Raw genomic sequence first — 24010 nt, 5'->3', positions numbered from 1 at the left:
CCGTCCCGAACGCCTCGCGCTCCCGTCTTCGTCCTGCCGGTCGCACCCAATGAGCACCGGGCTGTGGGGCAAGATCGGCGGAGCCGGGATCGGCGTGCTGGTCGGCGGGCCGATCGGGGCGCTGGTGGGAAGCGTCGCCGGCCATTTTCTCATCGATCGCGAGGGCGCTCCCTTCGGGCCGACACCCCGGGACGTGGTGTTCACGACCGGGCTCGTGGCGCTCGCGGCCAAGATGGCGAAATCCGACGGCGTGGTGACCGATTCCGAGATTCAGGCGTTCGGCCGCGTGGTGCAGGTCGAGCCCGAGGCACGTGCGGGCGTCCAGCGCCTGTTCGATCTCGCCAAGGCGACGACCGACGGCTTCGAAGCCTATGCCGGGCAGCTCGCCTCGACTTTCGGCGAGGAGCCCGCCCTGCTGGAGGACGTGCTCGACGGCCTGTTCCACATCGCCACTGCCGACGGGGCGATCCACGAGGGTGAGGAGCGCTACCTACGCTCCGTCGCCGGCATCTTCGGCCTCGACGAGGCGGCCTTCCGCCGGATCGCCGCGCGGCATGTGCGGCTGGCCGACGACCCCTACCTCGTGCTCGGCCTCGAACGGTCCGCCGACCCCGCCTCGCTCAAGGCGCAGTATCGGCGGCTGGTGGCCGAGAACCATCCCGACCGGGCGCTGGCCCGCGGCCTGCCGCCGGAGGCGGTGGCGATCGCCACCCACCGGCTCGCCGCCATCAACGCCGCCTGGGACCGGATCGCGGCCGAGCGGGGATTGGCGTGAGCTTCTCCGCCGACAGCGCGCTCGTACAGGCGGTGGTCGCCTCGCCCAATCGCGGCGCGCGCGTCGGCGACGCCCTCGACATGCTGATCCTGCACTACACCGGCATGCCGACGGCGCAGGGGGCGCTGGAGCGCCTGTGCGACCCGGCGGCGGAAGTCTCGGCCCATTACTTCGTGTTCGAGGACGGGCGCATCGTGCAGATGGTGGCCGAGGCCGACCGGGCCTGGCACGCGGGAGCCGGAGCCTGGGCCGGCGGGCGCGACATCAACTCGCGCTCGATCGGCATCGAGATCGCCCATCCCGGCCATGCCGGCGGCCTTCCGCCCTATCCGGAGGCGCAGATCGCGGCGGTGATCCGGCTCGCCCGCGACATCGTGGTCCGGCGCGCGATCCCCGCACCCCGCGTTCTCGCCCATTCCGACGTGGCACCGGCCCGCAAGGAGGATCCGGGCGAGACCTTTCCCTGGGAGCGGCTGGCGCGCGACGGCGTCGGGCACTGGGTGACGCCTGCTCCCATTCGCGACGGGCGTTTCCTCGCCATGGGCGATACCGGCCAGCCCGTCGAGGCGCTGCAGGCGATGCTCGCCCTCTACGGCTACGCGCAGCCGGTCACCGGGCATTTCGACGAGGCGATGCACGCCGTGGTGGCCGCCTTCCAGCGTCATTTCCGTCCGGTCCGCGTCGATGGCGTCGCGGACGCCTCTACCATCACGACCCTGCGCGACCTGATCGCCGCGCAACCGATTTGATCTGATCTGACCGCCGCCCGACCGCGGACCGCCGGGAAATTCGGAAAGATTTTCGGCCGCCCGGCGTTTGGTCGCCACAGTCTTCGGCACGGCCGGGCATCGGATCCCGCAAATCTTCATGTTCGTGTTCCACTGGATCGTCGGCGTCCTTGTCGGCGCGGTTCTGCTCGCCGGCTTGGCGCGGCGTCTGCGCGCGCCTTACCCAGCCTTCCTGGCGCTGGGCGGTGTCGCTCTCGCCTTCATCCCCGGCGTGCCGAGTCTCAGCCTCGATCCGGAGCTGGCGCTCGCCCTGTTCCTCGCGCCGGTGCTGATGGATGCGGGCTACAGCACCTCGCTGCGCGACCTCGTGCGCAACGCCCGCCCCATTGCCGGGCTCGCCGTCGGGGCGGTGGCGGCGACGACGGCTGCGGTCGCGGCGGTCGTGCTCTGGCTCGTCCCGGACATGCCGCTCGCGGCCGCCATCGTCCTCGGCGCGATCGTCGCCCCACCCGACGCGGTGGCCGCGCTCTCGGTGCTCGGCCACGTCTCGCTGCCGCACCGCCTCGCCACGATCCTGCGCGGCGAGAGCCTCCTGAACGATGCCGCCTCCCTGCTGATCTACCGGCTCGGCGTGGCCGCAGCCGTGACCGGCCACTTCTCCGTCTCCGAGGTGGCGCCGGCCTTCGCGATCGGCGTCGTCGGCAGCCTCGTGGCCGGACCGCTCGCCGCGCTCGTCTATCTCCGGATCCTGCGTCGGGTCGAGGAGCCGATGAGCGTGATCGTGCTGCAGTTCGCGGCCGCCTTCGGCCTCTGGATCGCTGCCGAGGCGCTGGAACTGTCCGGCGTGCTGACCGTAGTGAGCTTCGCGATCACCGTGGCCCGCCGCGCCCCCGGCCAGACGTCGCCGCGCCTGCGGGTGATCTCGAACGCGGTTTGGGAAACGGCGATCTTCGTGCTCAACGTTCTCGCCTTCGTGCTGATCGGTGAGCAGATCGGGCCGATCCTGGCGCGGATGACGCCCGAGCAGGAATTCGCCTACGCCTCCGTCGCCGGGGCCGTGGTTGTGACCGTGATTCTCGTTCGCATCGCCTGGGTGCTGCCGGCCACCGCCATCCGCCACGTCGGGTTCGGTACCAGCCCGCGGCATCCGGACGACCTGCGCCAGGACCGCGATCTCGGCCTCGGCGCCGGCTTTGCCGTCTCGTGGTCGGGGATGCGCGGCCTCGTCACCATCGCCACCGCCCTGGCGCTGCCCGAGGGGGGCTCCGGCGGGGCTGGGTTCCCCTACCGCGACCTGATCGTGCTCACCGCCTTCTGCGTGGTGATCGGAACGCTCGTGGTCCAGGGCTTGACCCTGCGCCCGATCCTGGCGCGCCTCGGGCTGGAGGATTCCGATCCCGTCGGTCGCGAGGTGGGCCGGGCCCGGGCCGAGGCCTATGGGGCGGCGGTCGAGGCCCTCAGCGGTGACCGCTCGGAGGCGACGGATGCCCTGCGCCGGGAGTTCCATGCCGCCCTGGCCCAGGCGGAGGCGCATGAGGAAGGTCTCGCGCCCGAGGGATTGCCGACCGACGAGCCCCGCCGCCGCGCGATCCGCGCCGCCCGCGACCGGCTTCTCACGCTGCGCCGGAACAGCCGGATCGGCGACGACGCCTATTTCGTGCTGGAGGAGGAGCTCGACTGGGCAGAGCTCAACGCAACTCCGCGAGGTGAGGCGTGATCGACACGCTCAGTCCGACCACGAGATTTGGCTGGCATTATTTGGCGGCATCAATATCGACGTTTTGCAGATTACAAAACGGATATATGATTCTTTATATTTGCCATTAAAGCAAAATGAAATAAATATTCACAATAGAATTTCGGAATGAAGTTCCAATTTTGGCTGATATTTCAAGTTTATATAATCTTGTCATTCTTTTCATATTGGGGTTCAAAATTATGAGACTGATTTCCAATGCCGCGCACCGGCCGGAAACTAGAAATTGCAATAAAGAACTGTGCATGATTGGTGAACCGAGCTGTAAATTCCGGACGAATTTCCTGTAGACGCGTTAAAGCTCGCGAACTCGGAACGGCAATGACGGGGAACGACTGTCGGAAGCGGGCCGAGCCAATCGCTTCCCCGCGTGTCACGCTCCGGTCCATGTCCGGCGGCATGTTCGCGATCCTTCACGTCGTCCCGTTGCCCGCTCGCGCGCACGGGCCGGGGCCAGATCCGATGCCGAAAGCCATGTTCACGTCGTCAGCACGATGCCCGCCGTCGCGGACGCGATCCGACGCGGTGAATGCCGGCCTCGTCGGTCGACTCCTCCGGAAGCGGCCGTGCTGATGGTCGCGAGCGCGCTCTGCCTTGTCACCGGAGTCGGGCTGGCGGCCCAGGCACACCACTTCGGCGCACGCTCGTCGCACGCCGAATCCCTGGCCGGTGTCCTTCTGATCCTCGGTCTCGTCCTGATCGGCTTCGGGCTGCCGGTGTTTCGATAGCGGCTTGTCGTGAGGACCGGCCGGCCCGAGGCGGGGCCCCTCCTCACGGGACGTCTCGTCCCCGATCCGCTCAATCCCTCGGGACCAGAGGATTTGGGCTTCGCTCACGCCCCTCGCGGGTTCACCGCTACGGTGCGGTTCGACCGGGCGGAGCTCTGCCGAGTGGTCACCGGCCGCCGCGGGCGGCGAGCCGCGCCTCGATCGCATCCCACACCGAAACCGCGAGATCGGGGCCGCCGAGCCGCTTGATGGTGCGGATGCCGGTGGGCGAGGTGACGTTGATCTCGGTGAGGTGCCCGTCGATCACGTCGATGCCGACGAGGATGAGGCCGCGGCGGCGCAGCTCCGGGCCGATGGTCGCGCAGATCTCGCGCTCGCGCTCGGTCAGGTCCGAGGCGCCGGCCGCACCGCCGCGGACCATGTTGGAGCGGATGTCGCCCTTGGCCGGCACGCGGTTGATCGCGCCCATCGGCTCGCCGTCGACGAGGATGATGCGCTTGTCGCCCTCGGTGATCTTTTCCAGAAAGCGCTGCACCACCCACTGTTCGCGGAAGGTGACGGAGAACAGGTCGAACATCGACCCGAAATTCGGATCCTCCTCCGAGACCCGGAACACCGCAGCGCCGCCATGCCCGTGCAGCGGCTTCATCGCGACGGTGCCGTGCTCCTTGCGGAACGCCTCGATCTCGGCGCGGTCGCGGGAGATCAGGGTCGGCGGCATCAATTCGGGGAAATCGAGGACGAACAGCTTTTCCGGCGCGTTGCGAACCTCGGCCGGATCGTTGACCACCAGGGTGCGCCCGGCGATCTTCTCCAGCATGTGGGTGGCCGTGACGTAGGCCATGTCGAACGGTGGATCCTGGCGCATCAGCACCACGTCGACCTGCGCGAGGTCGATGCGCTCCGGGCTCCCGAGATTCGCATGCGCGCCCTCGACATCCTGGACCGTCACCGGCTGAGCGTAGGCCGTCACCAGCCGACCCTGCATCGAGAGGCGGTCCGGCGTGTAGGTGTAGAGCGAGTGGCCCCGGGCCTGTGCCTCCAGCATCAGGCCGAAGGTGGTGTCGCCCGCGATGCGGATCGACTGGATCGGGTCCATCTGGACCGCGACGGTCAACGCCATGCTCGTCCCCGGATTGCTGCGCGTTCCGCCGAAAAAGCGGGCTCCCGGGGAGCCCGCATCGTTCCGACCGCTGATCCTCGAATGTCCCCTGCCTCAGCGCTGCCTCAGCGCTGGCCGCGGGGCTGCGAGGCGCTCCCGGTGCGGCGATCGTAGTCGCTGATCGCGGCCTTGCACTCGGGCGAGAGGCGGGGGCGGTTGCGGGTCATGCAGGCATCGGCATCGGGGCTGTTGGGATCGACGCCGGCGCAGAGCCGGAAATAATCGTTGGCGCAGCCGAGTTGCAGCCCCTGATCGTCGCGCTGAGCCTGGGCCGGGCTCGCGGCCACCAGGGCCAGCAGCGCCAGGGGAGCCAGTCTCAGAGCCGCGGACACGCCGCGCACCGGGCTGCCAAATCGTGAGAAGTCCGGACGCATTCTGCCTTGTCCTTCGCTCGATCAAAAGTGGGTTTGCACCGCATATCGGGCATCCGCCCTCGTTAGCAAGCGCAGCATGCCGCCGCTGCCGCGCGTCTCTCATGCCCGTTTCCGGCGCGTGGACAGGATGCGCGGAGACGCACGGAAACGCACAAGCCCTCGTTCCGGCATGCGGACCGACCGGCCCGTAAAGAAAGGCCCCGCAACGGGATCCGCGCGGGGCCGAAGTCAAGGGAGGAAACGCCCGCCATGGGCGAATCCGGCGTCGCAAGGACCGTGCCGGTAACGTCACAGGTCCGGAGGAGACCGCCCTCAGGCGGAGGAGAGACGGGCGAGAGACGTGAATGCGGCGTGCGCTGAAACACTCCGTTAACCACGTCGTGCTGAGCTTTCCCCTAGATCGCCCGGCCGGGGCGGGCCCGTCCCGCTCACGAGGAGCGCCCGCCCGACCCCGCCGACCCGTTCGGGAAGGCGACGGGCGGGAGCCGGCCGCCACACGCATCGACGGGACAGGCCCATGCCCCCTTCAACCACGTCCTCGTCCGCTCGGACCGCGGAACCCGCCCGCCGCGAGCGCGGTGCCACGGCCGCGGTCGTTCCCTTCATCCCTGACGCCACCCGACGCTTCCGCCGCGAGGCGGACGATGCGCCGCGCGGTCAGATCCTGCTGTTCACCGGGGTGCGCTACGAGCGGATGCCGGAGGCCGAGACCGCGCCGGTTCCGCGTCGCCGCCGCTCGTGACATCCGCCGGCTCGCGATCGTTCGGCCCGTTTCGCGCCGGCCTGCTCGCGGCGCCGCTGCTGCTGGCCGCCTGCGCGCAGGAGGGTGATTTCGGCCGCCCGGCGCCCAGCGCCTGGAACCGGCTGATCGACACAACGGGAACCCTCGCCGCCCGCGAGCGCGGCGCGCCGGCCTCGGTCTTCCCGCTCAACGACGACGAGGTGGCGCTGCGCGACCGTGCCTGGCGGTTCCTGATGCCCGCCGACAGCCGGGCCGCCTTTGAGGATGCGCTCGCCAATCTGACCCGGGCCCGTGTCCTGCCACCGCGCTGGCGGCATGACGACATTCCCGCCTATCACGGTGATTTGATCTCGGAAGCGTTTCGCTCTTCCTATTCCCGCTACCGCAGGTTGTCGGACGACGCCGTCGCCGATGGCCGGCTGATCCCGCCCTTCGTGGCCGTTGCCGGACGCGTGTTCGAGGCCGACGCGGTGCGCCTGCGCGCCTTGCCGTTTTCCGAAAGTCTCGACGGATGGGACGTGCGGCAGGCCGCCATGCGCGTCGCGGAGAATCGCTGCCTCGTCGCCTGGACACGTCTGGAGACATCCCTGCGGATCGCCCGCTACCGCTACGCCCTTGAGCATTTTCTGGTCGAGATGCCCGGCCGCGAGGCCGCTCCGGCGGAGCAGGCGGTGGCGTTCCTCGAAGGACGGCGGGCGCTTCTCGACCCGCTGCTGCCGCCGGACGCCGCGGCCCGCTGCGGCCTCGTCGAGCCGCCGATGCTGGCCGCGCCGGCCGTGGCCAAGCCGGTCGTGGCCAAGTATTAGCCTCGCTTCGAATTCGGCAGGCCCATCAGTTCGGAGTGAAGGGGATCGATGCGAACCATCGTCTACGCGGATGGCGGTTGCGACCCGAATCCCGGTCCCGGCGGCTGGGGTGTGGTGATCCAGGACCCCGCCGGCACCGTCGAGCTGCATGGCGGCGAGCGCGCCACCACCAACAACCGCATGGAACTGACCGCCGCGATCCGCGCTCTGGAGCATTTCCCTGAAGGAGCGCAGATCGAGATGCGCTGCGACAGCCAGTACGTGGTCAAATCCGTCACCGAATGGATGCGCGGTTGGAAGGCTCGGGGCTGGCGCACCGCCACGGGGCCGGTGAAGAACATCGACCTGATGCAGCGCCTCGACACGCTGGCCGCCGCCCGCGACGTGCGCTGGACCTGGGTGCGCGGCCATGCCGGTGAGGCCGGAAACGAGCGCGCCGACCGGCTCGCCGCTCTCGGCCGGCGCGAAGCCCTGAGCGGAAAGGCCTCGGGCGAGACGGTTCTGCCGACCGCTGACCCCGCGCCTGCGCCTGCCCCGACACCCGCGCCGCCGGAGACGACGCAGGTGGCGCTGAGCACCGACCTCGCCCGGGCGGTGTCGCGGGCCGCGGCCCGTGCCGGCATCAGCCCGCAGGCCTATCTCGAGGACGCCGTGCGGCTCGCGCTGGAGCTCAAGCCGCCGGGCGTCGCCCGCGTCCGCGCCGAGCTGCAGAAGGCGTCCTGACACGGCCCGGTGCGGCGCGATGGACCCGACCTTCTTCGATCGTCCCGCCGCGACCGTCGCCGCCGCGCTGATCGGTCACGGGCTGCTCGTGGACGGCGTCGGCGGCATCATCGTCGAGACCGAGGCCTACGACCGAACCGATCCGGCCTCTCACAGCTTCGCCGGGCCGACGCGGCGCAATGCCAGCATGTTCGGGCCGCCCGGCCGCGCCTACGTCTACCGCTCCTACGGCCTGCACTGGTGCCTCAACCTCGTCTGCGAGACCGGCAGCGCCGTGTTGCTGCGCGCGGTCGAACCGACCATGGGGCTGGCGACGATGCGCGCCCGGCGCGGACTCGATGCCCCGCGCCTGCTCTGCGCGGGGCCCGGCCGGCTCGCCCAGGCGCTGGGCATCGACCTCTCGCATGACGGCCTTCCGCTCGACCGGGCACCCTTCGCCTGGCTGGCGCCGCAGGGACCGGTGGCGGTCGCCGCCACGACCCGCATCGGCATCAGCCGCGGCGTCGAAGCGCCCTGGCGCTTCCTCGTGCCCGGCTCGCCCTATCTCAGCCGGCCGCTGCCGAGAGCACGATCCGGCACCGGTCCGGCGGCGTAGGGATCAGGTCTCGGCGAGGCCGGCGCTCGATTGCGAGGGAGCCCGCCCGTGCGGCGTGCCGAGATATTCCTCCGAGCGCATCTCGATCAGGCGGGACGCGGTGCGCTCGAACTCGAAGGCCTCACGACCTTCCGTGGCGGTGTAGAGGCCGGTCGGCTCGGCCTCGGCCGAGGCGACGAGCTTCACATGCGCGTCGTAGAGCGTGTCGATCAGCGTGATGAAGCGCTTGGCCTCGTTGCGGTCCGCCTCGCCCATCACCGGAATCCGCGAGACGATCAGGGTGTGGAAGCTGTCGGCGAGCGCCATGTAGTCGGAGGCCCCGAGCGGGGTCCGGCACAGATCGTCGAAATGGAAGCGGGCGACGCCGCCGGCTTCCTCCGGCACCGGCACCGCACGGCCCTTCACCGCAACCGTGCTCGGCTTGCCCCTCGCGCGGCCCGTGAGCGCCTTGAAGGCGGCGTCCAGCGCGGCATCGGCCGCCGCATCCGCCGGAACATGGTAGACCGAGCTGCCGCCGAGCTTCTCCAGCCGGAAATCGGTGCGGGAATCGAGGCGCAGCACCTCGACCCGCTCCTTCAGCTCCGCCACGAAGGGCAGGAACAGCGCGCGGTTGAGACCGCCCTCGTAGAGCCGGTCGGGCTCGACGTTCGAGGTCGCCACCACCGTCACGCCGCGCTTGAACAAGGCCCCGAACAGGCGCCCCAAAATCATCGCGTCGGCGATGTCGGTCACCGTGAATTCGTCGAAGCAGAGAAGCGTCGCTTCCGACGCGAGCGCGTCGGCCACCGGTGGGATCGGGTCGTCGCCCGTCACTTCACCCCGCTTGAGGGCCTGCCGGTGGGCGTGGATGCGCTCGTGCGCGTCGGCGAGAAAGCCGTGGAAGTGAACCCGGCGCTTCGGCCCCGGTGCGGCCTCGTGGAACAGGTCCATCAGCATCGTCTTGCCGCGGCCGACCGAACCCCAGATGTACAGCCCCTTCGGCGGACCGGCGTCGTCGTCCTTGCGCCCGAACAGCCAACCCAGCGCGCTGCCCTTCTTCGCCCGTCGGCGGCGTTCCAAATTCTGCGCCAGACGGTCGAGGGCCTGGACGAGGCGGATCTGCGATGGATCGCGCTCGATCGCGCCCGAACTCACCAGGGAATCGTAGCGCTCGCGCACCGGGCCGGGCGGGACCGCGCCCGCACGGGCATGGTCGGAAGGAGCGTGACTTTCGGGCATCCCGGCCGATCGTTCGCGTGAGGAGGCGCCTCGTTCGGCGGGCGGGCCGGCGGAGACGGGAGATGTGGCTCGCCCGCTCTGCCGCGCCGCGACACGGCGATCAAGCCGGCACGGGTCAACCGTGCAAACATGCGCTCCGATCCGAAGCGCCTCGCCGGCGCAGCCGCGGCCGCGCCGCGATCCCCGTACGGCGAGGGGGCGACGCTACTGGGTGATGCGGGCCACTTTGAGGGCCTGGTCGAACATCGCGCCGAGCGAGGCCGTGATGTCGGCCGCGCTGTTGGCCGTGAAGAAGAGGCCCGGCGAGGCACATTGCCGGAGTGGATCGGCGAGGGTCGGGCTGAATCCGTTGACCCGGCCATTCTCCCAAATGATGTAGCTGTCCTTGCTGTAGTTCTGGACATACCTGTAAGGGATGTACAGGACAGAGATGATTGCACCTGCGTCCTTCAGGGTCTTGCAATTCGCCGGATCGATTTGAGCCGGTTGAGACCCATTCCAATCTGCATTGGGGTAATTCTTGAACTTCGAAGGGTTGCCGGAGAACGTTTTTCCGTCTTTCCAAGCTGAGTAAGATTGGCTGTTCTGCATGCCGTCGGTGATGAGGAAGACGAACGGCTTCGGGTTGGTTGTGCTGGACCCGTTGCCGTAGGTCTGGATGGTCGACTTCATCTGCGGCAACGCCGTCTCGAAATGGGTGCCGCCGCTCCCGGTGCCGGTCTTCGGATCGTTGTTGGTGAAGAGCTGTGTGCTGCCGGTATCGAGCAGGTTGGTGAAGGCCAGCGGCCATTTCTGGCTGCACTGGGCCGCCGTCTTAAGCGAGGTCAGCGAGGTGGTGGTGTCACTGAGCGGGGCGAGCGTCGCCAGCCGGTTGATGAACGGGTAGATGCCGATCCGGTACTGGTTTGGAACGACCGGTGTCGAGGCCCGGTCGAGGAGGGCGCAGACGGCGTTGTTCACCGCGTCGGACCGCAACTGGATCTTTCCGGCTGCCAGGTTCCAGCCCTTTGCAGTTGGAAAATGGCACGCGAACTGGCAGTTGCCCTGACTCTCGATGCTCTGGCTGGCGAGCTTCGCCGCGTCGGCGTCGGTGGTCGGCAGACCCATCGAGCCCGACACGTCGACCATCAGGTAGAAGTCGGAGTAGCCCGCCAGGTCGGCCGAGGCGGTCACGGTGTTGCTGAAGGTCGTCGCCGAGACTCCCAAGATTTTCCCGAAGATGCTTTGAACCGTCGCCGTATAGGTGATCGTCGCGGTGAGCACGTTGCCGTTCCGTGTCACCTGCGGCGACGATAGATCGACCGTCGCGAATGACACGCTTCCGGCATTGATGTTGAAGGCCTTCAGAGCCTGGTTCTGACCCGCGGTGAGGCCGGCCGTCGTCACATCGCTCTGCTTCGCGTTGGCGGCGATGTACTCCTTGGCCGTCACGACACCGGCAAGCGCCGCATTGTCCGCCGCATTGTCGAGCCGCGTCTTGCCGGTGATCGCTACCCCGTAATCGACCCCGAGGCCAACGAGGCCGATGGTCGGAAGCACCGCCAGGGCAAACATGACGTTGATGCTGCCACCGTGATCGGAGGCCAGAGCGTTCGCCCGGCCCTTGAGCCGGCTTGCGCGGGTCAAAAGCCGGTACATTTGGTCGCAATCCCGTCGTTGTTGGCCGTATCGAAGTTCACCAGCGAGGCGTAGCGCGGCAGCACATAGGCCGATCGCGCAATCCGTATCGGCGGAACGAAGCCCGAACCGAAGGTCGGCTCGAAGTCGAACACGACGTCGATCGCCACCAGTGATCCGGGGCCGTAGGAGGAGCGCGGTAGGGTGGCCCGGCTCGGCGGTGCATCGTCGTTGGCCGGCATTTGCGCGGTGTCACAGGGCCGGTAATTGTCGCCGCTGGCCGGCTGTTGTGTGCCGGTGGTGGTCCAGACGACGTTGGCATCGTAGCAGCTGCTCAGGTCACCGCTGGTGCTGGTGCTGTTCTGACAGGCCGCGTTCCTCGCCCTGAACTGAATGGCGGCGTAGTTGATCGAGATGGTCTGCCACCACGCGACGCCGCGGCGCTTGGCATCCTTCATCACATAAGGAAATAGGACGAGCGTCGAATCGTAGCTGAAGTGCAGGTCGGCGGCGTTGACCGCCGCGACCGTCGTGTTCGGCGGCGGCGTGGCCTGCGAGATCATCTGGCTGATCGAGTGGGCGACCAGTTCGACCTTCCGGGTCGCATCGATGTACGCGACGATCTGGATGCTGGCGAACATGATCAGCAGCAGGGTGGGCAGGATCAGCGCGAACTCGACGGCGGCCATGGCGCCCTCCGCCGCGCGAAAGCCCGCGATACGTGCCGCGAGAGGAGCCTGAACGGCCCGAAGCCGCACCGCGCTACGGCGGCACGGGGAGGGCTCCGCCGCCGGATCGGTCTGCGCCGCGGGCGCGAGGGTGGGAGGGGCCACCATCAGTACTGCTCGTTGCGGAAGGCCGCGGCCGAGATCGCGAGATAGGCCGGCTTGCCCTTGAAGGTCGCTCCGCCACTCAACCAGGACGCGATCGGCGCGGGCAGGAAGGTGACCGGATAGACGACCTGCAGGTACTGGTAGTCGCCGCGGCTGCCCAGATTGAGCACGCCGGTCCCGGTCGCCAGATTGGAGACGATGAGGCCGTTCAGGTCGGGCGAGACGAAGGAGTAGTAGCCGCTGGGTTGCGACGATTTCGGCACCACGTAGAGATTCACGACGATGTCGTTGCAGGAGAACGTGGCGGGCAGATAGGCACAGACGCTCTGCTTGAAATTCTCCAGCGTCGCCGCCGTGGATTGTGATTGGAGGCCGCCGGTCAGGATCTTGCGGGAGGCCCGCACCGTGGCGTTGTCGACCATCTGGTTGATATACAAGACCAGTGCGGTCGCCAGCATGAAAAACAAGGTCAAAATGAAGGCTGTGCCGACCAGGGCGAATTCTACCGCCGCCGCACCCTCTTCATTTTGAATGTAATTCAATTTCCGCCGCATGAAGGCAGTCTATCGGCGAGGATTTAAATAAAAGATAACATGATGTTAGAAATCCGGGGCTTTGCTGCTTATGCGGTGACACGATCCCGTGCCAGGCCCGCCGACGGGCGGCTCGACGGTCAAGCTGGCTCCGGCAGACCAGCCATGCGCTCGGGCGCGACGATCAGGCACTTTGATGCATTGCGGTCTGGGCCATGCCGGACCAGATCCCTGCTGACCGCGCTGTGAGGGGGCAGCACGGCCGATTGCCGATCCGGCACGCCGTAAGAGTTCCGTAGCGTCCCCGATGTCCCGCCCCGATTCCGTCCCGCCCACTCCCCAGGCCGACCCCTCCCGTTCCGCCGCGCGCCGCGACCGGACGAGCCTGCGCCGTCTCTGGCCCAGCGACGGACCGGCGGTGCGCGCCTTCTTCCTGCGCCTCGACGCCGAGACCCGTGCGAACCGGTTCATGGCCGCGGTCGGGGACCGGATGGCGGCGGATTACGCGAAGCGGGTGACGGTGATGTCCGGCATGGTCGTCGGCGTCTTCGTGGGCGACACCCTGCGGGCGCTCGGCGAGTTGCGCCCGCTCGGCTCCGGGCCTTCCGGGGTGCGGCGCGCGGAGGTCGCGCTCACGGTCGAACAGGGGTTTCGGCGGGCGGGCCTCGGCTCCCTGCTGCTGCGGCGTCTCGCCGAGGCGGCGCGCAACCGCGGCATCGCCGAGCTTCGCCTGCGCTGCCTGCCCCACAACGTCGCGATGCGACGGCTGATCACGAGATTCGGTGCGCAGATGCGCCTGGAAGAGGGCGAGGGCGAGGGAACGATCCGGCTCGCCCAGGCGACGCCGTTCTCGCTGTGGCAGGAGGGCGTCGAGGCGGCCCTCGACTTTCAGCTCGCCGTGGCCGCTCTGCCCCTTTCCCTCTCCCTGCCCCGCGCGGCCTGAGCCGCCAGCCTCAGGCCGCCTCGCCCGGCCAGGCCACGATGCGCTCGATCAGCTCGTCCTCGGCAAACTCCTCCTCGTTGCCGGCGACGCGCCCGCGCACCGAGATGCCCGCCTCGTGGACGCTTGCCCGGCGGCCGGTCTTCAGCGGGTGCCAGGCCGGCAGGTCGCGGCCCTCGCGCACGAGGCGGTAGGCGCAGGTCGGAGGTAGCCACGGAATCGTGCGCACCGCCTCCGGGGTCAGGCGCACGCAGTCCGGCACGCGCTTGGCGCGGTTGCGGTAGTCGCGGCAGCGGCAGGCATGGGTGTCGAGCAGCGTGCAGCCGACATCGGTGTGGTGGATCTCGCCGGTGTCGTCGTCCTCCAGCTTCAGCAGGCAGCAGCGGCCGCAGCCGTCGCACAGGCTCTCCCACTCCGCCGGGCTCATCGCCTCGAGGCTCTTCACGCGCCAGAACGGCCCATCGCTGCGCTCGGCCATATCTGGCGCCTCGCTCGCCTTGTTCGTCTCGTTTCGGGACAGGGCGCCCCTCCTGCCGCAAGGCGTCGCCGGGAGCAAGCATGGCCGCGCGATCCGTAGGAGCGATCGCCCGGCGCGGATCCGCCATCCGACGGCCGGATTCGGCTGTCAGGATCCTCTTAAGGTTAACGCACGGTTGACGGGGCGAGGAGGGGGCGCCGGCCCGTCCTTCGCGTTCCTTAACGGAAGCGAAAGCTCGCGGGCGGGCGCGTGTCCTGATACAGAACGTATCGGGATATCGTTGTCCGGAGCGCCGCTCCCCGCCGACCCGGCCAACGTCGAGAGAAACCGGAATCCGCCTTGCGCCTGCCCAGCCTCAAGACGCTGACGACGCGGATCAGCCGCGCGGCCCTGGCCTTCGACGCCTGGGTCAACGCGAGCCTCTACGAGGGCGGCCATTCGACGACGGAGGCCTACGAGCGCTTCCAGGCGCGGATGCAGGTCTTCTCCGTCCGCGGCTGGAAGCGCTACGTCCTCGATCTCACCAGCGAGGGCGTCACCATCGGCACGGCCGGCGCCCTGCTGCTGCTGTTCCTGGCCCAGCCCGCCTTCAATCTCACCAGCGACAACTGGCTGAAGGCCCAGGACCTCGCGGTCACCTTCCTCGACCGCTACGGCACCGAGGTCGGGCGCCGCGGCATCAAGCACGACGACTCCTTGAAGTTCGATGATTTTCCCGAACTGATGATCAAGGCGCTGCTCTCGACCGAGGACCGGCGCTTCTACGAGCATTGGGGCATCGACCCGATCGGCACGGCCCGGGCGCTGGTCTCGAACTCCTCCGGCAAGGGCAACATGCAGGGGGGCTCGACGCTGACCCAGCAGCTCGCCAAGAACCTGTTCCTGTCGAACGAGCGCTCGCTGGAGCGCAAGATCAACGAGGCGTTCCTGTCCTTCTGGCTCGAGACGCACCTGACCAAGAACCAGATCCTCAAGCTCTATCTCGACCGCGCCTATATGGGCGGCGGCACCTTCGGCGCGGTGGCGGCGGCGGATTACTATTTCGGCAAGCGGCTGCAGGACATCACCCTGGCGGAAGCCGCGATGCTCGCCGGACTGTTCAAGGCGCCGACGAAGTACTCGCCCAACGTCAACCTGCCGGCCGCCCGCAGCCGGGCGGTGGACGTGCTGCACAACATGGTCGAAGCCGGCTTCGTCACGGAGGGCCAGATCCAGACGGCGCTCCGTAATCCCGCGACGCCGGTGACCCGCACCAAAGACATCACCGCCGACTACTACCTCGACTGGGCCTTCAACGAGGTGAAGCGGATGGCCGATGCGGGCAAGCTGCGCAACGACCGCGTGCTGACCGTCAAGACGCCGCTCGACCTCTCGATCCAGCGCTCCGCCGACCAGGCGGTCGAGAACATGCTGCGGCGGCTGGGCGACCAGTACGACGTGGACGAGGCCGGCGTGGTGATCCTCGATCCCGACGGGGCGCTCCGCGCCATGGTCGGCGGCGCCGATTACGGCGAGAGCCAGTTCAACCGCGCCACCGATGCGCTGCGCCAGCCGGGCTCCTCGTTCAAGCCCTACGTCTACGCGGCGGCGCTCGCCTCGGGATTGTTCAAGCCGGACACGCCGGTGGTGGACTCGCCGGTCTGCGTCGGCAACTGGTGCCCGCAGAACTACGGTCGCTCCTATTCCGGTCGCCAGCCGATGTGGCTCGCGGTCGCGAAATCGGTCAACACCATCCCGATCAAGGTCACCACCGCCATCGGCAAGGGGATGGGCATCACCCACGAGTGGAACGCGGCCAAAGCCGGACGGGCCAAGATCATCCAGCTCGCCAAGGCCATGGGCGTGACGACCCCGCTCACCGACACGCCCTCGCTGCCGATCGGCGCCACCGAGGTGACGGTGATGGATCAGGCGGCGGGCTTCGCGGTCTTCGCCAATGGCGGACGGGTCGCCAAGCCCTACGTCGCCACCGAGGTGCGCAATTCCAGCGGCGAGGTGATCTACCGCCACGCCGACGAGAAGCCGGTGCAGGTGCTCTCGTCCCAGGTCACGGCGGACATGAACTACATGCTCAACAAGGTCGTCGAGGAGGGCACCGCGCGCAAAGCCCAGATCGAGGGCGTGAAGGTCGCGGGCAAGACCGGCACCACCAACGGCTACCGCGATGCGTGGTTCGTGGGCTACACCGGCAATTACGTCGGCGCCGTCTGGTACGGCAACGACGACCACAGCCCGACCAACAAGATGACCGGCGGTTCGCTTCCCGCGATGACGTGGCACGAGATCATGGCGCCCGCCCACCAGGGCATCGAGCTGAAGCCGCTGCCGGGCCTGAACGACCGCAAGGGCGCGCCGCAGGCGGCCCAGGCGCAGGCCGACGGCGCGGCGGCGGCCGCTAGCTCCAGCGGCCGGCTCTCGCGCCGCTCCTTCGAGGTGCTGTCGAACCTGAACGGCCTGTTCCGCAACGTCGAGGCCAGCCGATCCGCCGCCAAGACCGAGCCGGCGCGCTCGGGCGCCGTTGCCCCGGAGCGGATGCGGGCGCCCGGTCTCGCACCCGTCGACGTCGCCGAGGGCGCGCGCGCCTCCGGCGGCTTCGGGACGCCCTGAGTTCGTCGCATGGCCCTGTCGAGTGGAGTCGGCCCGGCGACCGGAGCCCCCGGGCGCGAGGATGTCCTCCGGAGTCCGCGTGAGGATCAACGCTCGCGCCTGCGCCGCCTCGCGCGCGGCGCCGCCTCGCGCAGTTCACGGGTCGGGCTGTTCGTCTACGCGCTGACCCTCGGCGGCCTTCTGGGTCTCGCCAGCGCCGACTACGCCACCAGCGGCGGCTATCCCTTCGGCGGAACGGCGATCGGAAGCTGGACGGCGTGGCCGCGGGCGGGCTCGCTCGACACCGACCCCTATGCCCGCGCCGTGAACGCGCGCCGCGGCGACATCCCCCTCGCGGTCGGCGAGGGCATGTTGCTGACGGCGGCCAGCGACGACGACGGGCGCATCCTCGACGCCACCTGCACCTACCGCCTCGCGGGCGTCACGCCGCCGGCTCGCGCCTGGACGATCACCGTGACCGGGCGCGGCGCGCCCGCGCCGGGCCAGGAGCCGGTGCGCACGGGTTTCACCTCGACCGAGATCCTGCGCGAGGCCGACGGCCGCTTCGCGATTCTGCTCAGTCCCGAGGTTCAGGCGGGCAACTGGCTGCCGATGCCGCGGCCCAGCGGCCCGGTGCGGCTGGCGCTTCGCCTCTACGACACGCCGGTCGCCGCGAGCGTCGGCTCGCTCGACCGCGACAGCCTGCCCGCGATCGAGCGGACGGGATGCGCTTCATGAGCCGGAGCGCCTTCCTTCTCGCCACCGCCTGCGGTCTCGTCATCGCCGGCATCGTCCACATCGCGACGGTGCTGGCGATTCCGCGCTTCTCGGAGGGCGACGCCTTCACCCGTGCCCGAGCGAGCGAGATCCTCGACCATCCCCTGCGAATTCACGGCCTCGCGGGCGGGCCGCCCGCCGCGGGCGGGGCCTGGCTGCCCAACCCCGACCCTGCGGTCTCGGTCGGCGTGTGTTCCTACGATCTCGACGACGGGCCGATGCGGGTCTCGGCCCAGGCCGGCTCGCTGATGCTCTCGGTCTCGATGCACAGCCGCCGGGGCGCCTTCTACGCGGTGACCGATCAGGCCGCGGTGCGCGGCGGGCTCGATCTCGTGGTGATGACCCGGGCGCAGTACGACGAGGCGCTGGCCAACGACGTGGCCGGCGAGGTGACGCGCGACGTGCGCATCATCGCCCCCGCCCGGCGCGGCTTCGCTGTGGTGCGGGTCATCGCCGCCCTGCCGAGCGAGCGCGCCGCGGCCGACGCGGCGGTCCAGGCGGTTTCCTGCACCATCGACAGCCCGGCCGAGCCGACCGGGGACGAAGCGGGAGGCGGCAAGAGCTAAGGCCACGGAGCGCCGCGCGGATGCGCCGCGGCACGCCTTCAGCGGCGCACGGCGCCCGTGACGCGGTCTTTCGCTTCGATCGGGCGGAAACCGGTTCATGCGGGCGACCGGAAAAGCCATGCGCGTGGTTCGATTGTACCCACGGCGTTTTTTCTTTAGGGTCCGGACCTTAGGTCTGTCGCAGGGATTTCATCGCGCGGCGGCTATCGGCCGGGACGCCTGTCGCGGAAGATCGCGGAGCCGAGAGGCTGCTGCCTTCCGTGCAGAGGTCTTGTAGGTCGGCGGATCGCGAGGCGGTCGACGATTCGCGGTGGCGGCTTGCCGCCCCATATCTGCCGGTGTCGAACGCCCCGCGGGTTCGAAACGCCAGTGCGCCGGGTGCGCACCGAGGAAGAGTGTCATGAGTCAAACGGGCCGCGATGACCCGCAATCTTTAGACAACCAACTCTGCTTCGCCGTCTACGCGGCGGCGCACGCCTTCGGACGCGCCTATCGCAGCCTGCTGGCCCACCACGAACTGACCTACCCGCAATATCTCGTGCTGCTGGTGCTGTGGGAGGAAGAGGGCCTGTCGGTGAAGGAGATCGGCAGTCGTCTCTTCCTCGATTCGGGCACCCTCACGCCACTCCTCAAGCGCCTCGAAGCGTCCGGCCACGTTCGCCGCGCCCGCGACCGGCCGGACGAGCGTCAGGTCAGCATCTTCCTCACCGAGAAGGGGCGCGGCCTCAAGGGCAAGATGGACTGCCTGCCCCACACGGTGGGCGGCATGACCGGGATGACCCTCGACGAAAGGCGCGCCTTGCTCGAAAGCCTCGCCTTGATGCGCGACGAACTGCATGCCCGTGCCGGCAGCACCGATCCGGCGGCGGCCACCATGCCCGCCTGACGGGCCGACCGCCGCTTGCAGGCCGGAGACGAGAAAGCCGCCCCGAGGGGCGGCTTTCCGTTTGTCGAAGGGCAGCTCGCGGAGCCGCCCGGGACTCAGGACTTGGTCTTGAGGTAGGCGATGATGTCGTCGACCTTCTTCGGGTCCTTGACGCCGGGGAAGACCATCTTGGTGCCGGGCACCTTCTTCTTCGGGTCGACGAGCCACTCCTTGAGGTTGGCCTCGTCCCAGGTGATGCCGGACTTCTTCAGCGCGTCGGAGAAGGCGTAGCCGTCGGCACCCTCACCGGCCTTCGCACCGACGACGCCCTTCAGGGTCGGGCCGACGCCGTTCTTCTCGAAGTTGTGGCAGGCCTTGCAGGGGGCGAACGCCTTCTCGCCGGCGGCGGCATCGCCCTCGGCATGGGCGGCAACCGGGAGCAGCAGCGCGAAGGCGGCGCCGAGGATGAGATGACGCATCGTTTTTTTCCTCCTTGGAACGGCCGAAGCCGGCTTGCTTATGGCAGAGCTTGTAGCCTTAGAACAGATATAGACTAAGCCGGGCGGTCGTCCAGCCGAGGCTGCTTCACGAAGACGCTCACGTTCCTTTCGGCGGCTGCATGGGTCGAGGGGAACCACTCGTGCGTCTCGAACGTGTTTCGGCTAGATCGAGCCTCCGGCCTCGTCCGGATGAGACTGGCGCGTGGCGGCTGAAGCGGGGCTGAAGGTCGCGGGCGCCCCCTGTGGATGGCTGGACGTCGGAGGCTTACCGTCGAAGTGAGCCAGGTCCATGAGCCCGGTCAACGAAGGCGTCCGAGCAAGGGCGCCGAACAAGATTCTGGAGGAGATGCCGGCCATGTCGATCGCCTTCCCCGCACCGGATGCGGATGTCGTCGCCCGCCGTGAGGCGATCATCGAGGGGTTGTCCGCGCTGGTGGCGCCGGAGGCCCTGGTGACGACGGAGGACGAGCGTCGCGCCTTCGAGACCGACGGGCTCACCGCCTACCGCAAGATGCCGCTTGCCGTCGTGCTGCCCTCGACGACGCAGGAGGTCTCGGCGGTGATGGCCTTCTGCCATGCCAACGGCGTGCGGGTCGTGCCCCGCGGTGCCGGCACGTCGCTCGCCGGCGGCGCCATCGCCCAGGAGGACGCGATCATCCTCGGGGTGGGCAAGATGACCCGCATCCTCGACCTCGACTTCACCAACCGCACCGCCCGGGTCGAGGCCGGCATCACCAATCTCGCGATTTCCGGAGCGGTCGCGCACGAGGGCTTCTTCTACGCCCCCGATCCGTCGAGCCAGCTCGCCTGCACCATCGCCGGCAACATCGCCATGAATTCCGGCGGGGCGCACTGCCTGAAATACGGCGTGACGACCAACAACCTCATGGGCGTGACCCTGGTGACCAACGACGGCACCGTGGTGGAGATCGGCGGCGAGCACCTCGATTCCGGCGGCTACGACCTGCTCGGCCTGATCTGCGGCTCGGAGGGCCAGCTCGGCATCGTCACCGAGGCCACCGTGCGCATCCTGCGCGCGGCGGAAGGCGCCCGCCCGGCGCTCGTCGGCTTCTCCTCGGTCGAGGATGCCGGCGCCTGCACCGCGGCGATCATCGCCGCCGGCATCATTCCCGTCGCCATCGAGTACATGGACCGCGAGGCGATCCTCATCACCGACGATTTTTCGGGCGCCGGCTACCCGCGTGACGCCGCCGCGATGCTGATCATCGAGGTCGAGGGATCGGACGAGGAATGCACCGACATGCTGGCCCGGATCGAGGCCATCGCGGCGCGCTTCAACCCCACCAGCATCCGCGTCTCGAAGTCCGAGGCCGAGTCCGCCGCGATCTGGAAGGGCCGCAAATCCGCCTTCGGCGCCACGGGCCGCATCTCCGACTACATGTGCATGGACGGCACGATCCCCACCGGCCAGCTCGGCCACGTGCTGGAGCGGATCGAGGCGATCTGCGCCGAGAAGGGCCTGCGCGTCGCCAACGTGTTCCATGCCGGCGACGGCAACCTGCACCCGCTGATCCTGTTCGACATCAACACGCCGGGCGAGTTGCAGAAGGCGGAGGCCGCGGGCGACGCGATCCTCAAGCTCTGCGTCGAGGTCGGCGGCTGCCTCACGGGCGAGCACGGCGTCGGTATCGAGAAGCGTGAGCTGATGCGCTTCCAGTACGCGCAGGAAGATCTCGAACAGCAGATGCGCGTGCGCAACGTGTTCGATCCGGCTTGGCTGATGAATCCGGCCAAGGTGTTCCCGCTCGAGGGCCGTGTCACGTCCTGACCGGGCACGGAACGGATGCGGTCGCGATCGGTTGGCGTCTCACCCGATTGCATCGGCCCGGAGCACGATCTTCGGGCGATGCTCCAACGAGAGGTTCACGCGATGAAGCATCCGATTCTGACCGCGGCCGCCCTCGCTCTCGGCGTCGCGGCCCTCGCTGGGCCCGTCGAGGCCAAGGGCTGCCTCAAGGGCGCCGTCGTTGGCGGCGCGGCCGGCAGCATGGCGGGCCACGGCAAGGCCGGCGCCGCCGCGGGCTGCGCCATCGGCCACCACGAGGCCAACAAGAAGGACAAGTCCGGCGGACAAGACCCGCAGCAGGGCCAGTCCCAATCCAAGTAGGCCAAGCCGAAGCAGGCCCGGTCCAGGCAAGTCCAGCCCCAGTCAGCGAAGCGTTTCCTCGTGCCGCGCTACTTCTTCCACACCCGTATCGGCGCCGACACGCTCACCGACGAGGAGGGCGTGGAACTGCGCGATCCCGATCAGGCGTGGCGGGTGGCGCGGGCGACGATTCGGGCGAGCCTGGAGGACGAGGGAAGCGATCCGCGTCTGGTCGCGGCCATCCTCGTCGTCACCGACGCGTCGGGCGAGATCGTCCTGGAATTTCCCTTCGCCGAGGCGATCGACGAGATGGACGCTCCGCCCGAGCCGGGGCAGGAGACGCTGCATTGAAAGGGCGGGGGCCTCTTCACGCCTCCCGCCCCAGCCGCTCGCAGCGGAACGCCCCGTAGCCGCTGCGCGCCAGCCGCTCGGCCAGGGCCGGCAGGAACATTTCCGCCTCCTCCGCCAGCGTCCAGGGCGGATTGACGACGACGAGACCGGTGCCGGTGAGGCGGGTGGGATCGTCGGGCCGTTCGATCATCAGGTCGAGGCGGAGTGCCGGCCGCTCCAGTCCCGCATCGAGTGCGGTCGCCATGCGGTCGACGCCTGAGACGTCCTTGATCGGATACCAGCCGAGATAGATCCCGGTTGGCCATTTCCTGGCGGCCTTCAGAAGCTGCATGCCCAGCCGGTCGATCTCACCGCGCTCCTCGTAGGGCGGATCGATCAGCACGAGTCCGCGACGCTCCGGCGGCGGGATCAGGGCGTTGAGCGCGGTCCAGCCGTCGAGATGCAGGGTCTTGGTGCGGGAATCGCTGGCGTAGCGCTGCGCCAGCGTCTGCGCGTCGACCGGGTGCAGCTCCACGAACACGCCCTTGTCGCCCGCGCGCAGGTTCTCGCGGATGATCGCGGGCGAGCCGGGATAGGTGGTCGCGCCGTGGCGCGCCCGCACCGCCGCGACCGCGGCACGGTAGGGCGCGAGCAGAGCCTCCACCTCGGGGGCGAACGGGAGGTCGAGCCGGCCGAAGCCGTCATGCCATTCTCCCGTGCGCCCGGCCTCGTCCGCTTCGAGATCGTAGACGCCGAGGCCCGCATGGGTGTCGATGGCCCGAAACGGCTTGTCCTTGGCGCGGAGATGCGCGAGCACGCGGGTCAGCACGAGGTGCTTGAGCACATCCGCGAAATTGCCGGCGTGGAAGGCGTGACGGTAGTTCAGGGCGCGTTCCTCACTGTGTAAGGCCCGCGCTTATCAGGAAAGTCGTTCGCGCGTCAGCGCGCCGCTTCGACCGAGACCTCGCCCGCGCGGCAGTTCTGGCGCGCGACCTCGGGGCAGGGGGTGAAACCGCGCAGATCCTTCGAGAAGCAGATCCGCACCTCCTGCAACTGTCCGCGGCGGCAGGTCACCGACATCATGTCGGGGCGTAGTCCCTTGTTGGCCATCACGAACTGCCGGGCGATCTCGATCGGGGCGGCGCGCATGTCGCCCTGCGGCTTCACGAAGGCCTCGGGGATCGTCACGGCCTCACGGGCCGTCTTCACCGACTTGAAATAGGCGACGGGATCAAGCCCGGAGCAGGTGCCGTGGGCGCGCCATTCGTGGCGGGCGAGGCCCTCGCTCGGCATGACCTCGCCCGCGGCCTCGACCGCGTTGCGGGTGAGGGGGCGCTCCACCGCCGAGCAATTGGAGGGGTAGCCGCGCTCGTATTGCGGCCACAGTCCGTGCACCACGAAGCCGAGCCCGCGGCCCGGCGCGCATTGCCCGTTGCGGTCGCGGCGTGCACCCTCGCCGTCGCAATAGGTCGGCGACCACGACAGCGCCAGCACGTAGAAGTCGAAGCTGCCGGGCTCGCCGCCGCGTCGAAAGCCGCCGAAATCCTGCGCCTGAGCGCCGGAGGCCAGGGTGAGGCCGAGGGTCAGGGCGACGAGGCGGGACAGGCGCGGCATGGACGGGACTCGGGATCGGGACGTCTCAGGACGATGCCGGGCGCAGGGTACAAGTCAAGCGTGTGCCCGGCGCGCCCGCGCCTTTCCCGCTCGGATCAGGGCCGGGCCATCCGGCAGGCGGTGGCGTAGGCGTAGGCGTTGTTGCGGTCGAGGCCGTGAACGCAGAAATCGACGCCCCAGGTCGAGCCGATGATGCCGAGGCTCTCGCGCACCGAGTAATCGACCTTGCGCCGCACCCCGTCCGAGGTGGTGGCGAGCGCCGAGCAATAGCGGCGCGGGATGAAGTCGACGCCGTAGGGCCGCCACGCCGTGCGCTCGATCCGCTCGTAGGAGACGATCGTCAGCGACGAGTTCCAGAACTTCGCCTCCTTCTCGGCGAACTGGGTCGAGACCTTCTCCAGAACGTCGGTGTCCTGGCAGCCGGGAATGTCGGCGTCGTAGGGGAAGGTCTGCTCCTCGGCCGGCGAGATCTCCTCGCGGCCGGAGCGGGCGAGCGCCGGCAGCACGGAGGACGCCGTGAAGAGGCCGAGCGCTAGGACGGCGAGGGGAAGGTTCGGGCGCATGCCGCTCAAAAATCCGCCTGTTGAGGGTGTCGTGGCGCGACGCTCGCCTCGAGGCGTGTCGCGCGGGGCACCGGATGGCGAGAGACGATGCGCC

General features: G+C 68.9%; 28 protein-coding genes. 16 read left to right on the top strand and 12 right to left on the bottom strand.

The window, feature by feature from the left end; genetic code table 11:
• The first annotated feature begins 49 nt into the window (after nt 1–49).
• The 3 genes from MPPM_RS04765 (at nt 50) to MPPM_RS04755 (ending at nt 3220) form a co-directional block, all read left to right on the top strand.
• On the top strand, nt 50–775 hold the full coding sequence (locus MPPM_RS04765) for a TerB family tellurite resistance protein (RefSeq protein WP_096484069.1): 726 nt from the start codon (nt 50–52) through the stop codon (nt 773–775).
• Nucleotides 772–1524 (top strand): N-acetylmuramoyl-L-alanine amidase, encoded by a 753-nt coding sequence (locus tag MPPM_RS04760; RefSeq protein WP_096484068.1) that lies wholly within the window; start codon nt 772–774, stop codon nt 1522–1524. The genes MPPM_RS04765 and MPPM_RS04760 overlap by 4 nt, the downstream gene beginning before the upstream one ends.
• Before the next feature lie 118 nt (nt 1525–1642).
• Nucleotides 1643–3220, top strand: coding sequence for a cation:proton antiporter (locus MPPM_RS04755; protein ID WP_096487724.1), 1578 nt, complete (start codon nt 1643–1645; stop codon nt 3218–3220).
• A 179-nt stretch (nt 3221–3399) separates the two neighbouring features.
• Here the strand turns inward: MPPM_RS04755 and MPPM_RS28380 are convergent, their stop codons facing one another.
• Nucleotides 3400–3660, bottom strand: a complete 261-nt coding sequence (locus tag MPPM_RS28380; protein WP_162296254.1) for a hypothetical protein — start codon at nt 3658–3660, stop codon at nt 3400–3402.
• A gap of 165 nt (nt 3661–3825) precedes the next feature.
• On the opposite strand from MPPM_RS28380, the gene MPPM_RS27810 reads away from it, so the two are divergent.
• A complete protein-coding gene (locus MPPM_RS27810) occupies nt 3826–3987 on the top strand; it encodes a hypothetical protein (RefSeq protein WP_157914110.1) in 162 nt (53 codons plus the stop codon).
• A gap of 166 nt (nt 3988–4153) precedes the next feature.
• Here MPPM_RS27810 and gshB read toward each other — a convergent pair whose 3' ends face one another.
• Nucleotides 4154–5110: a glutathione synthase gene (gene gshB / locus MPPM_RS04750; RefSeq protein WP_096484067.1), complete on the bottom strand. Its 957-nt coding sequence runs from the start codon at nt 5108–5110 to the stop codon at nt 4154–4156.
• 104 nt (nt 5111–5214) lie between these two features.
• Complete coding sequence (locus MPPM_RS04745; RefSeq protein WP_096484066.1) at nt 5215–5523, bottom strand: hypothetical protein; 309 nt, start codon at nt 5521–5523, stop codon at nt 5215–5217.
• A gap of 517 nt (nt 5524–6040) precedes the next feature.
• On the opposite strand from MPPM_RS04745, the gene MPPM_RS04740 reads away from it, so the two are divergent.
• The 4 genes from MPPM_RS04740 to MPPM_RS04725 are packed head-to-tail and all read left to right on the top strand — an operon-like array spanning nt 6041 to nt 8389.
• Nucleotides 6041–6265 (top strand): hypothetical protein, encoded by a 225-nt coding sequence (locus MPPM_RS04740; RefSeq protein WP_096484065.1) that lies wholly within the window; start codon nt 6041–6043, stop codon nt 6263–6265.
• Complete coding sequence (locus MPPM_RS04735) at nt 6262–7071, top strand: hypothetical protein (RefSeq protein ID WP_096484064.1); 810 nt, start codon at nt 6262–6264, stop codon at nt 7069–7071. Before MPPM_RS04740 ends, MPPM_RS04735 begins: the two co-directional genes overlap by 4 nt.
• A 48-nt stretch (nt 7072–7119) precedes the next feature.
• Entirely contained in the window at nt 7120–7794 is a 675-nt protein-coding gene (rnhA, locus tag MPPM_RS04730) for a ribonuclease HI (protein WP_096484063.1), read from the top strand.
• 19 nt (nt 7795–7813) lie between these two features.
• The gene (locus MPPM_RS04725) at nt 7814–8389 is read left to right on the top strand and encodes a DNA-3-methyladenine glycosylase (protein ID WP_096484062.1); all 576 of its coding nucleotides are present in this window, start codon (nt 7814–7816) and stop codon (nt 8387–8389) included.
• Between the two features lie 3 nt (nt 8390–8392).
• Here the strand turns inward: MPPM_RS04725 and zapE are convergent, their stop codons facing one another.
• From zapE to MPPM_RS04705, 4 genes are all read right to left on the bottom strand, one after another.
• Nucleotides 8393–9607 carry a cell division protein ZapE gene (zapE, locus tag MPPM_RS04720; protein ID WP_096484061.1) on the bottom strand — a complete coding sequence of 405 codons (1215 nt, stop codon included), beginning with the start codon at nt 9605–9607 and terminating at the stop codon, nt 8393–8395.
• A gap of 204 nt (nt 9608–9811) precedes the next feature.
• Entirely contained in the window at nt 9812–11245 is a 1434-nt protein-coding gene (locus tag MPPM_RS04715) for a pilus assembly protein TadG-related protein (RefSeq protein WP_173807874.1), read from the bottom strand.
• The gene (locus tag MPPM_RS04710; RefSeq protein ID WP_096484060.1) at nt 11230–12060 is read right to left on the bottom strand and encodes a TadE/TadG family type IV pilus assembly protein; all 831 of its coding nucleotides are present in this window, start codon (nt 12058–12060) and stop codon (nt 11230–11232) included. The genes MPPM_RS04715 and MPPM_RS04710 overlap by 16 nt, the downstream gene beginning before the upstream one ends.
• Nucleotides 12060–12611: a TadE/TadG family type IV pilus assembly protein gene (locus MPPM_RS04705; RefSeq protein ID WP_096484059.1), complete on the bottom strand. Its 552-nt coding sequence runs from the start codon at nt 12609–12611 to the stop codon at nt 12060–12062. Before MPPM_RS04705 ends, MPPM_RS04710 begins: the two co-directional genes overlap by 1 nt.
• Nucleotides 12612–12897: 286 nt before the next feature.
• On the opposite strand from MPPM_RS04705, the gene MPPM_RS04700 reads away from it, so the two are divergent.
• Nucleotides 12898–13533 carry a GNAT family N-acetyltransferase gene (locus tag MPPM_RS04700; protein ID WP_096484058.1) on the top strand — a complete coding sequence of 212 codons (636 nt, stop codon included), beginning with the start codon at nt 12898–12900 and terminating at the stop codon, nt 13531–13533.
• Between the two features lie 10 nt (nt 13534–13543).
• Here the strand turns inward: MPPM_RS04700 and MPPM_RS04695 are convergent, their stop codons facing one another.
• Nucleotides 13544–14008, bottom strand: a complete 465-nt coding sequence (locus tag MPPM_RS04695) for a YcgN family cysteine cluster protein (RefSeq protein WP_096484057.1) — start codon at nt 14006–14008, stop codon at nt 13544–13546.
• Nucleotides 14009–14347: 339 nt separating this feature from the next.
• Here MPPM_RS04695 and MPPM_RS04690 point away from each other — a divergent pair, with 339 nt between their 5' ends.
• The 4 genes from MPPM_RS04690 to MPPM_RS04675 all read left to right on the top strand — a co-directional run bounded on the left by MPPM_RS04690 (nt 14348) and on the right by MPPM_RS04675 (nt 18823).
• Nucleotides 14348–16615: a transglycosylase domain-containing protein gene (locus MPPM_RS04690; protein WP_096484056.1), complete on the top strand. Its 2268-nt coding sequence runs from the start codon at nt 14348–14350 to the stop codon at nt 16613–16615.
• 9 nt (nt 16616–16624) lie between these two features.
• A complete protein-coding gene (locus MPPM_RS04685) occupies nt 16625–17332 on the top strand; it encodes a DUF1214 domain-containing protein (RefSeq protein ID WP_096484055.1) in 708 nt (235 codons plus the stop codon).
• Nucleotides 17329–17937 (top strand): DUF1254 domain-containing protein, encoded by a 609-nt coding sequence (locus tag MPPM_RS04680; RefSeq protein WP_096487722.1) that lies wholly within the window; start codon nt 17329–17331, stop codon nt 17935–17937. Before MPPM_RS04685 ends, MPPM_RS04680 begins: the two co-directional genes overlap by 4 nt.
• A gap of 400 nt (nt 17938–18337) precedes the next feature.
• Nucleotides 18338–18823, top strand: coding sequence for a MarR family winged helix-turn-helix transcriptional regulator (locus MPPM_RS04675; protein ID WP_096484054.1), 486 nt, complete (start codon nt 18338–18340; stop codon nt 18821–18823).
• 95 nt (nt 18824–18918) lie between these two features.
• Here the strand turns inward: MPPM_RS04675 and MPPM_RS04670 are convergent, their stop codons facing one another.
• Nucleotides 18919–19281 (bottom strand): c-type cytochrome, encoded by a 363-nt coding sequence (locus MPPM_RS04670; RefSeq protein ID WP_096484053.1) that lies wholly within the window; start codon nt 19279–19281, stop codon nt 18919–18921.
• A 376-nt stretch (nt 19282–19657) separates the two neighbouring features.
• Here MPPM_RS04670 and MPPM_RS04665 point away from each other — a divergent pair, with 376 nt between their 5' ends.
• The 3 genes from MPPM_RS04665 (at nt 19658) to MPPM_RS04655 (ending at nt 21760) form a co-directional block, all read left to right on the top strand.
• Nucleotides 19658–21091, top strand: a complete 1434-nt coding sequence (locus MPPM_RS04665) for an FAD-linked oxidase C-terminal domain-containing protein (RefSeq protein ID WP_096487721.1) — start codon at nt 19658–19660, stop codon at nt 21089–21091.
• Between the two features lie 102 nt (nt 21092–21193).
• On the top strand, nt 21194–21430 hold the full coding sequence (locus MPPM_RS04660) for a hypothetical protein (protein ID WP_096484052.1): 237 nt from the start codon (nt 21194–21196) through the stop codon (nt 21428–21430).
• Between the two features lie 60 nt (nt 21431–21490).
• Entirely contained in the window at nt 21491–21760 is a 270-nt protein-coding gene (locus MPPM_RS04655; RefSeq protein ID WP_096484051.1) for a DUF6894 family protein, read from the top strand.
• Nucleotides 21761–21776: 16 nt separating this feature from the next.
• Here MPPM_RS04655 and MPPM_RS04650 read toward each other — a convergent pair whose 3' ends face one another.
• The 3 genes from MPPM_RS04650 to MPPM_RS04640 all read right to left on the bottom strand — a co-directional run bounded on the left by MPPM_RS04650 (nt 21777) and on the right by MPPM_RS04640 (nt 23916).
• A complete protein-coding gene (locus MPPM_RS04650; protein WP_096484050.1) occupies nt 21777–22583 on the bottom strand; it encodes a 23S rRNA (adenine(2030)-N(6))-methyltransferase RlmJ in 807 nt (268 codons plus the stop codon).
• Nucleotides 22584–22678: 95 nt separating this feature from the next.
• Nucleotides 22679–23353 (bottom strand): ribonuclease T2 family protein, encoded by a 675-nt coding sequence (locus MPPM_RS04645; RefSeq protein ID WP_096484049.1) that lies wholly within the window; start codon nt 23351–23353, stop codon nt 22679–22681.
• A gap of 95 nt (nt 23354–23448) precedes the next feature.
• Nucleotides 23449–23916, bottom strand: a complete 468-nt coding sequence (locus MPPM_RS04640) for a hypothetical protein (RefSeq protein WP_096484048.1) — start codon at nt 23914–23916, stop codon at nt 23449–23451.
• Nucleotides 23917–24010: the final 94 nt, after the last annotated feature.

The organism is Methylorubrum populi (genome assembly GCF_002355515.1).
Lineage (GTDB): Bacteria > Pseudomonadota > Alphaproteobacteria > Rhizobiales > Beijerinckiaceae > Methylobacterium > Methylobacterium populi_A.
Note: the sequence above shows the minus strand (reverse complement) of the source record. Positions and strands in the feature narration are given on the sequence as shown.

Bases quoted from the DNA above. Each gene is read 5' to 3' on its own strand.
- MPPM_RS04640 (WP_096484048.1), bottom strand. From the start codon at position 23,916: ATGCGCCCGAACCTTCCCCTCGCCGTCCTAGCGCTCGGCCTCTTCACG.
- MPPM_RS04710 (WP_096484060.1), bottom strand. From the start codon at position 12,060: ATGGTGGCCCCTCCCACCCTCGCGCCCGCGGCGCAGACCGATCCGGCG.
- MPPM_RS04700 (WP_096484058.1), top strand. From the start codon at position 12,898: ATGTCCCGCCCCGATTCCGTCCCGCCCACTCCCCAGGCCGACCCCTCC.
- MPPM_RS04740 (WP_096484065.1), top strand. From the start codon at position 6,041: ATGCCCCCTTCAACCACGTCCTCGTCCGCTCGGACCGCGGAACCCGCC.
- rnhA (WP_096484063.1), top strand. From the start codon at position 7,120: ATGCGAACCATCGTCTACGCGGATGGCGGTTGCGACCCGAATCCCGGT.
- MPPM_RS04680 (WP_096487722.1), top strand. From the start codon at position 17,329: ATGAGCCGGAGCGCCTTCCTTCTCGCCACCGCCTGCGGTCTCGTCATC.
- MPPM_RS04665 (WP_096487721.1), top strand. From the start codon at position 19,658: ATGTCGATCGCCTTCCCCGCACCGGATGCGGATGTCGTCGCCCGCCGT.
- MPPM_RS28380 (WP_162296254.1), bottom strand. From the start codon at position 3,660: ATGCCGCCGGACATGGACCGGAGCGTGACACGCGGGGAAGCGATTGGC.
- MPPM_RS04670 (WP_096484053.1), bottom strand. From the start codon at position 19,281: ATGCGTCATCTCATCCTCGGCGCCGCCTTCGCGCTGCTGCTCCCGGTT.
- MPPM_RS04765 (WP_096484069.1), top strand. From the start codon at position 50: ATGAGCACCGGGCTGTGGGGCAAGATCGGCGGAGCCGGGATCGGCGTG.
- MPPM_RS04660 (WP_096484052.1), top strand. From the start codon at position 21,194: ATGAAGCATCCGATTCTGACCGCGGCCGCCCTCGCTCTCGGCGTCGCG.
- MPPM_RS04695 (WP_096484057.1), bottom strand. From the start codon at position 14,008: ATGGCCGAGCGCAGCGATGGGCCGTTCTGGCGCGTGAAGAGCCTCGAG.
- MPPM_RS04675 (WP_096484054.1), top strand. From the start codon at position 18,338: ATGAGTCAAACGGGCCGCGATGACCCGCAATCTTTAGACAACCAACTC.
- MPPM_RS04755 (WP_096487724.1), top strand. From the start codon at position 1,643: ATGTTCGTGTTCCACTGGATCGTCGGCGTCCTTGTCGGCGCGGTTCTG.
- MPPM_RS04685 (WP_096484055.1), top strand. From the start codon at position 16,625: ATGGCCCTGTCGAGTGGAGTCGGCCCGGCGACCGGAGCCCCCGGGCGC.
- gshB (WP_096484067.1), bottom strand. From the start codon at position 5,110: ATGGCGTTGACCGTCGCGGTCCAGATGGACCCGATCCAGTCGATCCGC.
- MPPM_RS04725 (WP_096484062.1), top strand. From the start codon at position 7,814: ATGGACCCGACCTTCTTCGATCGTCCCGCCGCGACCGTCGCCGCCGCG.
- MPPM_RS04705 (WP_096484059.1), bottom strand. From the start codon at position 12,611: ATGCGGCGGAAATTGAATTACATTCAAAATGAAGAGGGTGCGGCGGCG.
- MPPM_RS04645 (WP_096484049.1), bottom strand. From the start codon at position 23,353: ATGCCGCGCCTGTCCCGCCTCGTCGCCCTGACCCTCGGCCTCACCCTG.
- MPPM_RS04745 (WP_096484066.1), bottom strand. From the start codon at position 5,523: ATGCGTCCGGACTTCTCACGATTTGGCAGCCCGGTGCGCGGCGTGTCC.
- MPPM_RS04715 (WP_173807874.1), bottom strand. From the start codon at position 11,245: ATGTACCGGCTTTTGACCCGCGCAAGCCGGCTCAAGGGCCGGGCGAAC.
- zapE (WP_096484061.1), bottom strand. From the start codon at position 9,607: ATGCCCGAAAGTCACGCTCCTTCCGACCATGCCCGTGCGGGCGCGGTC.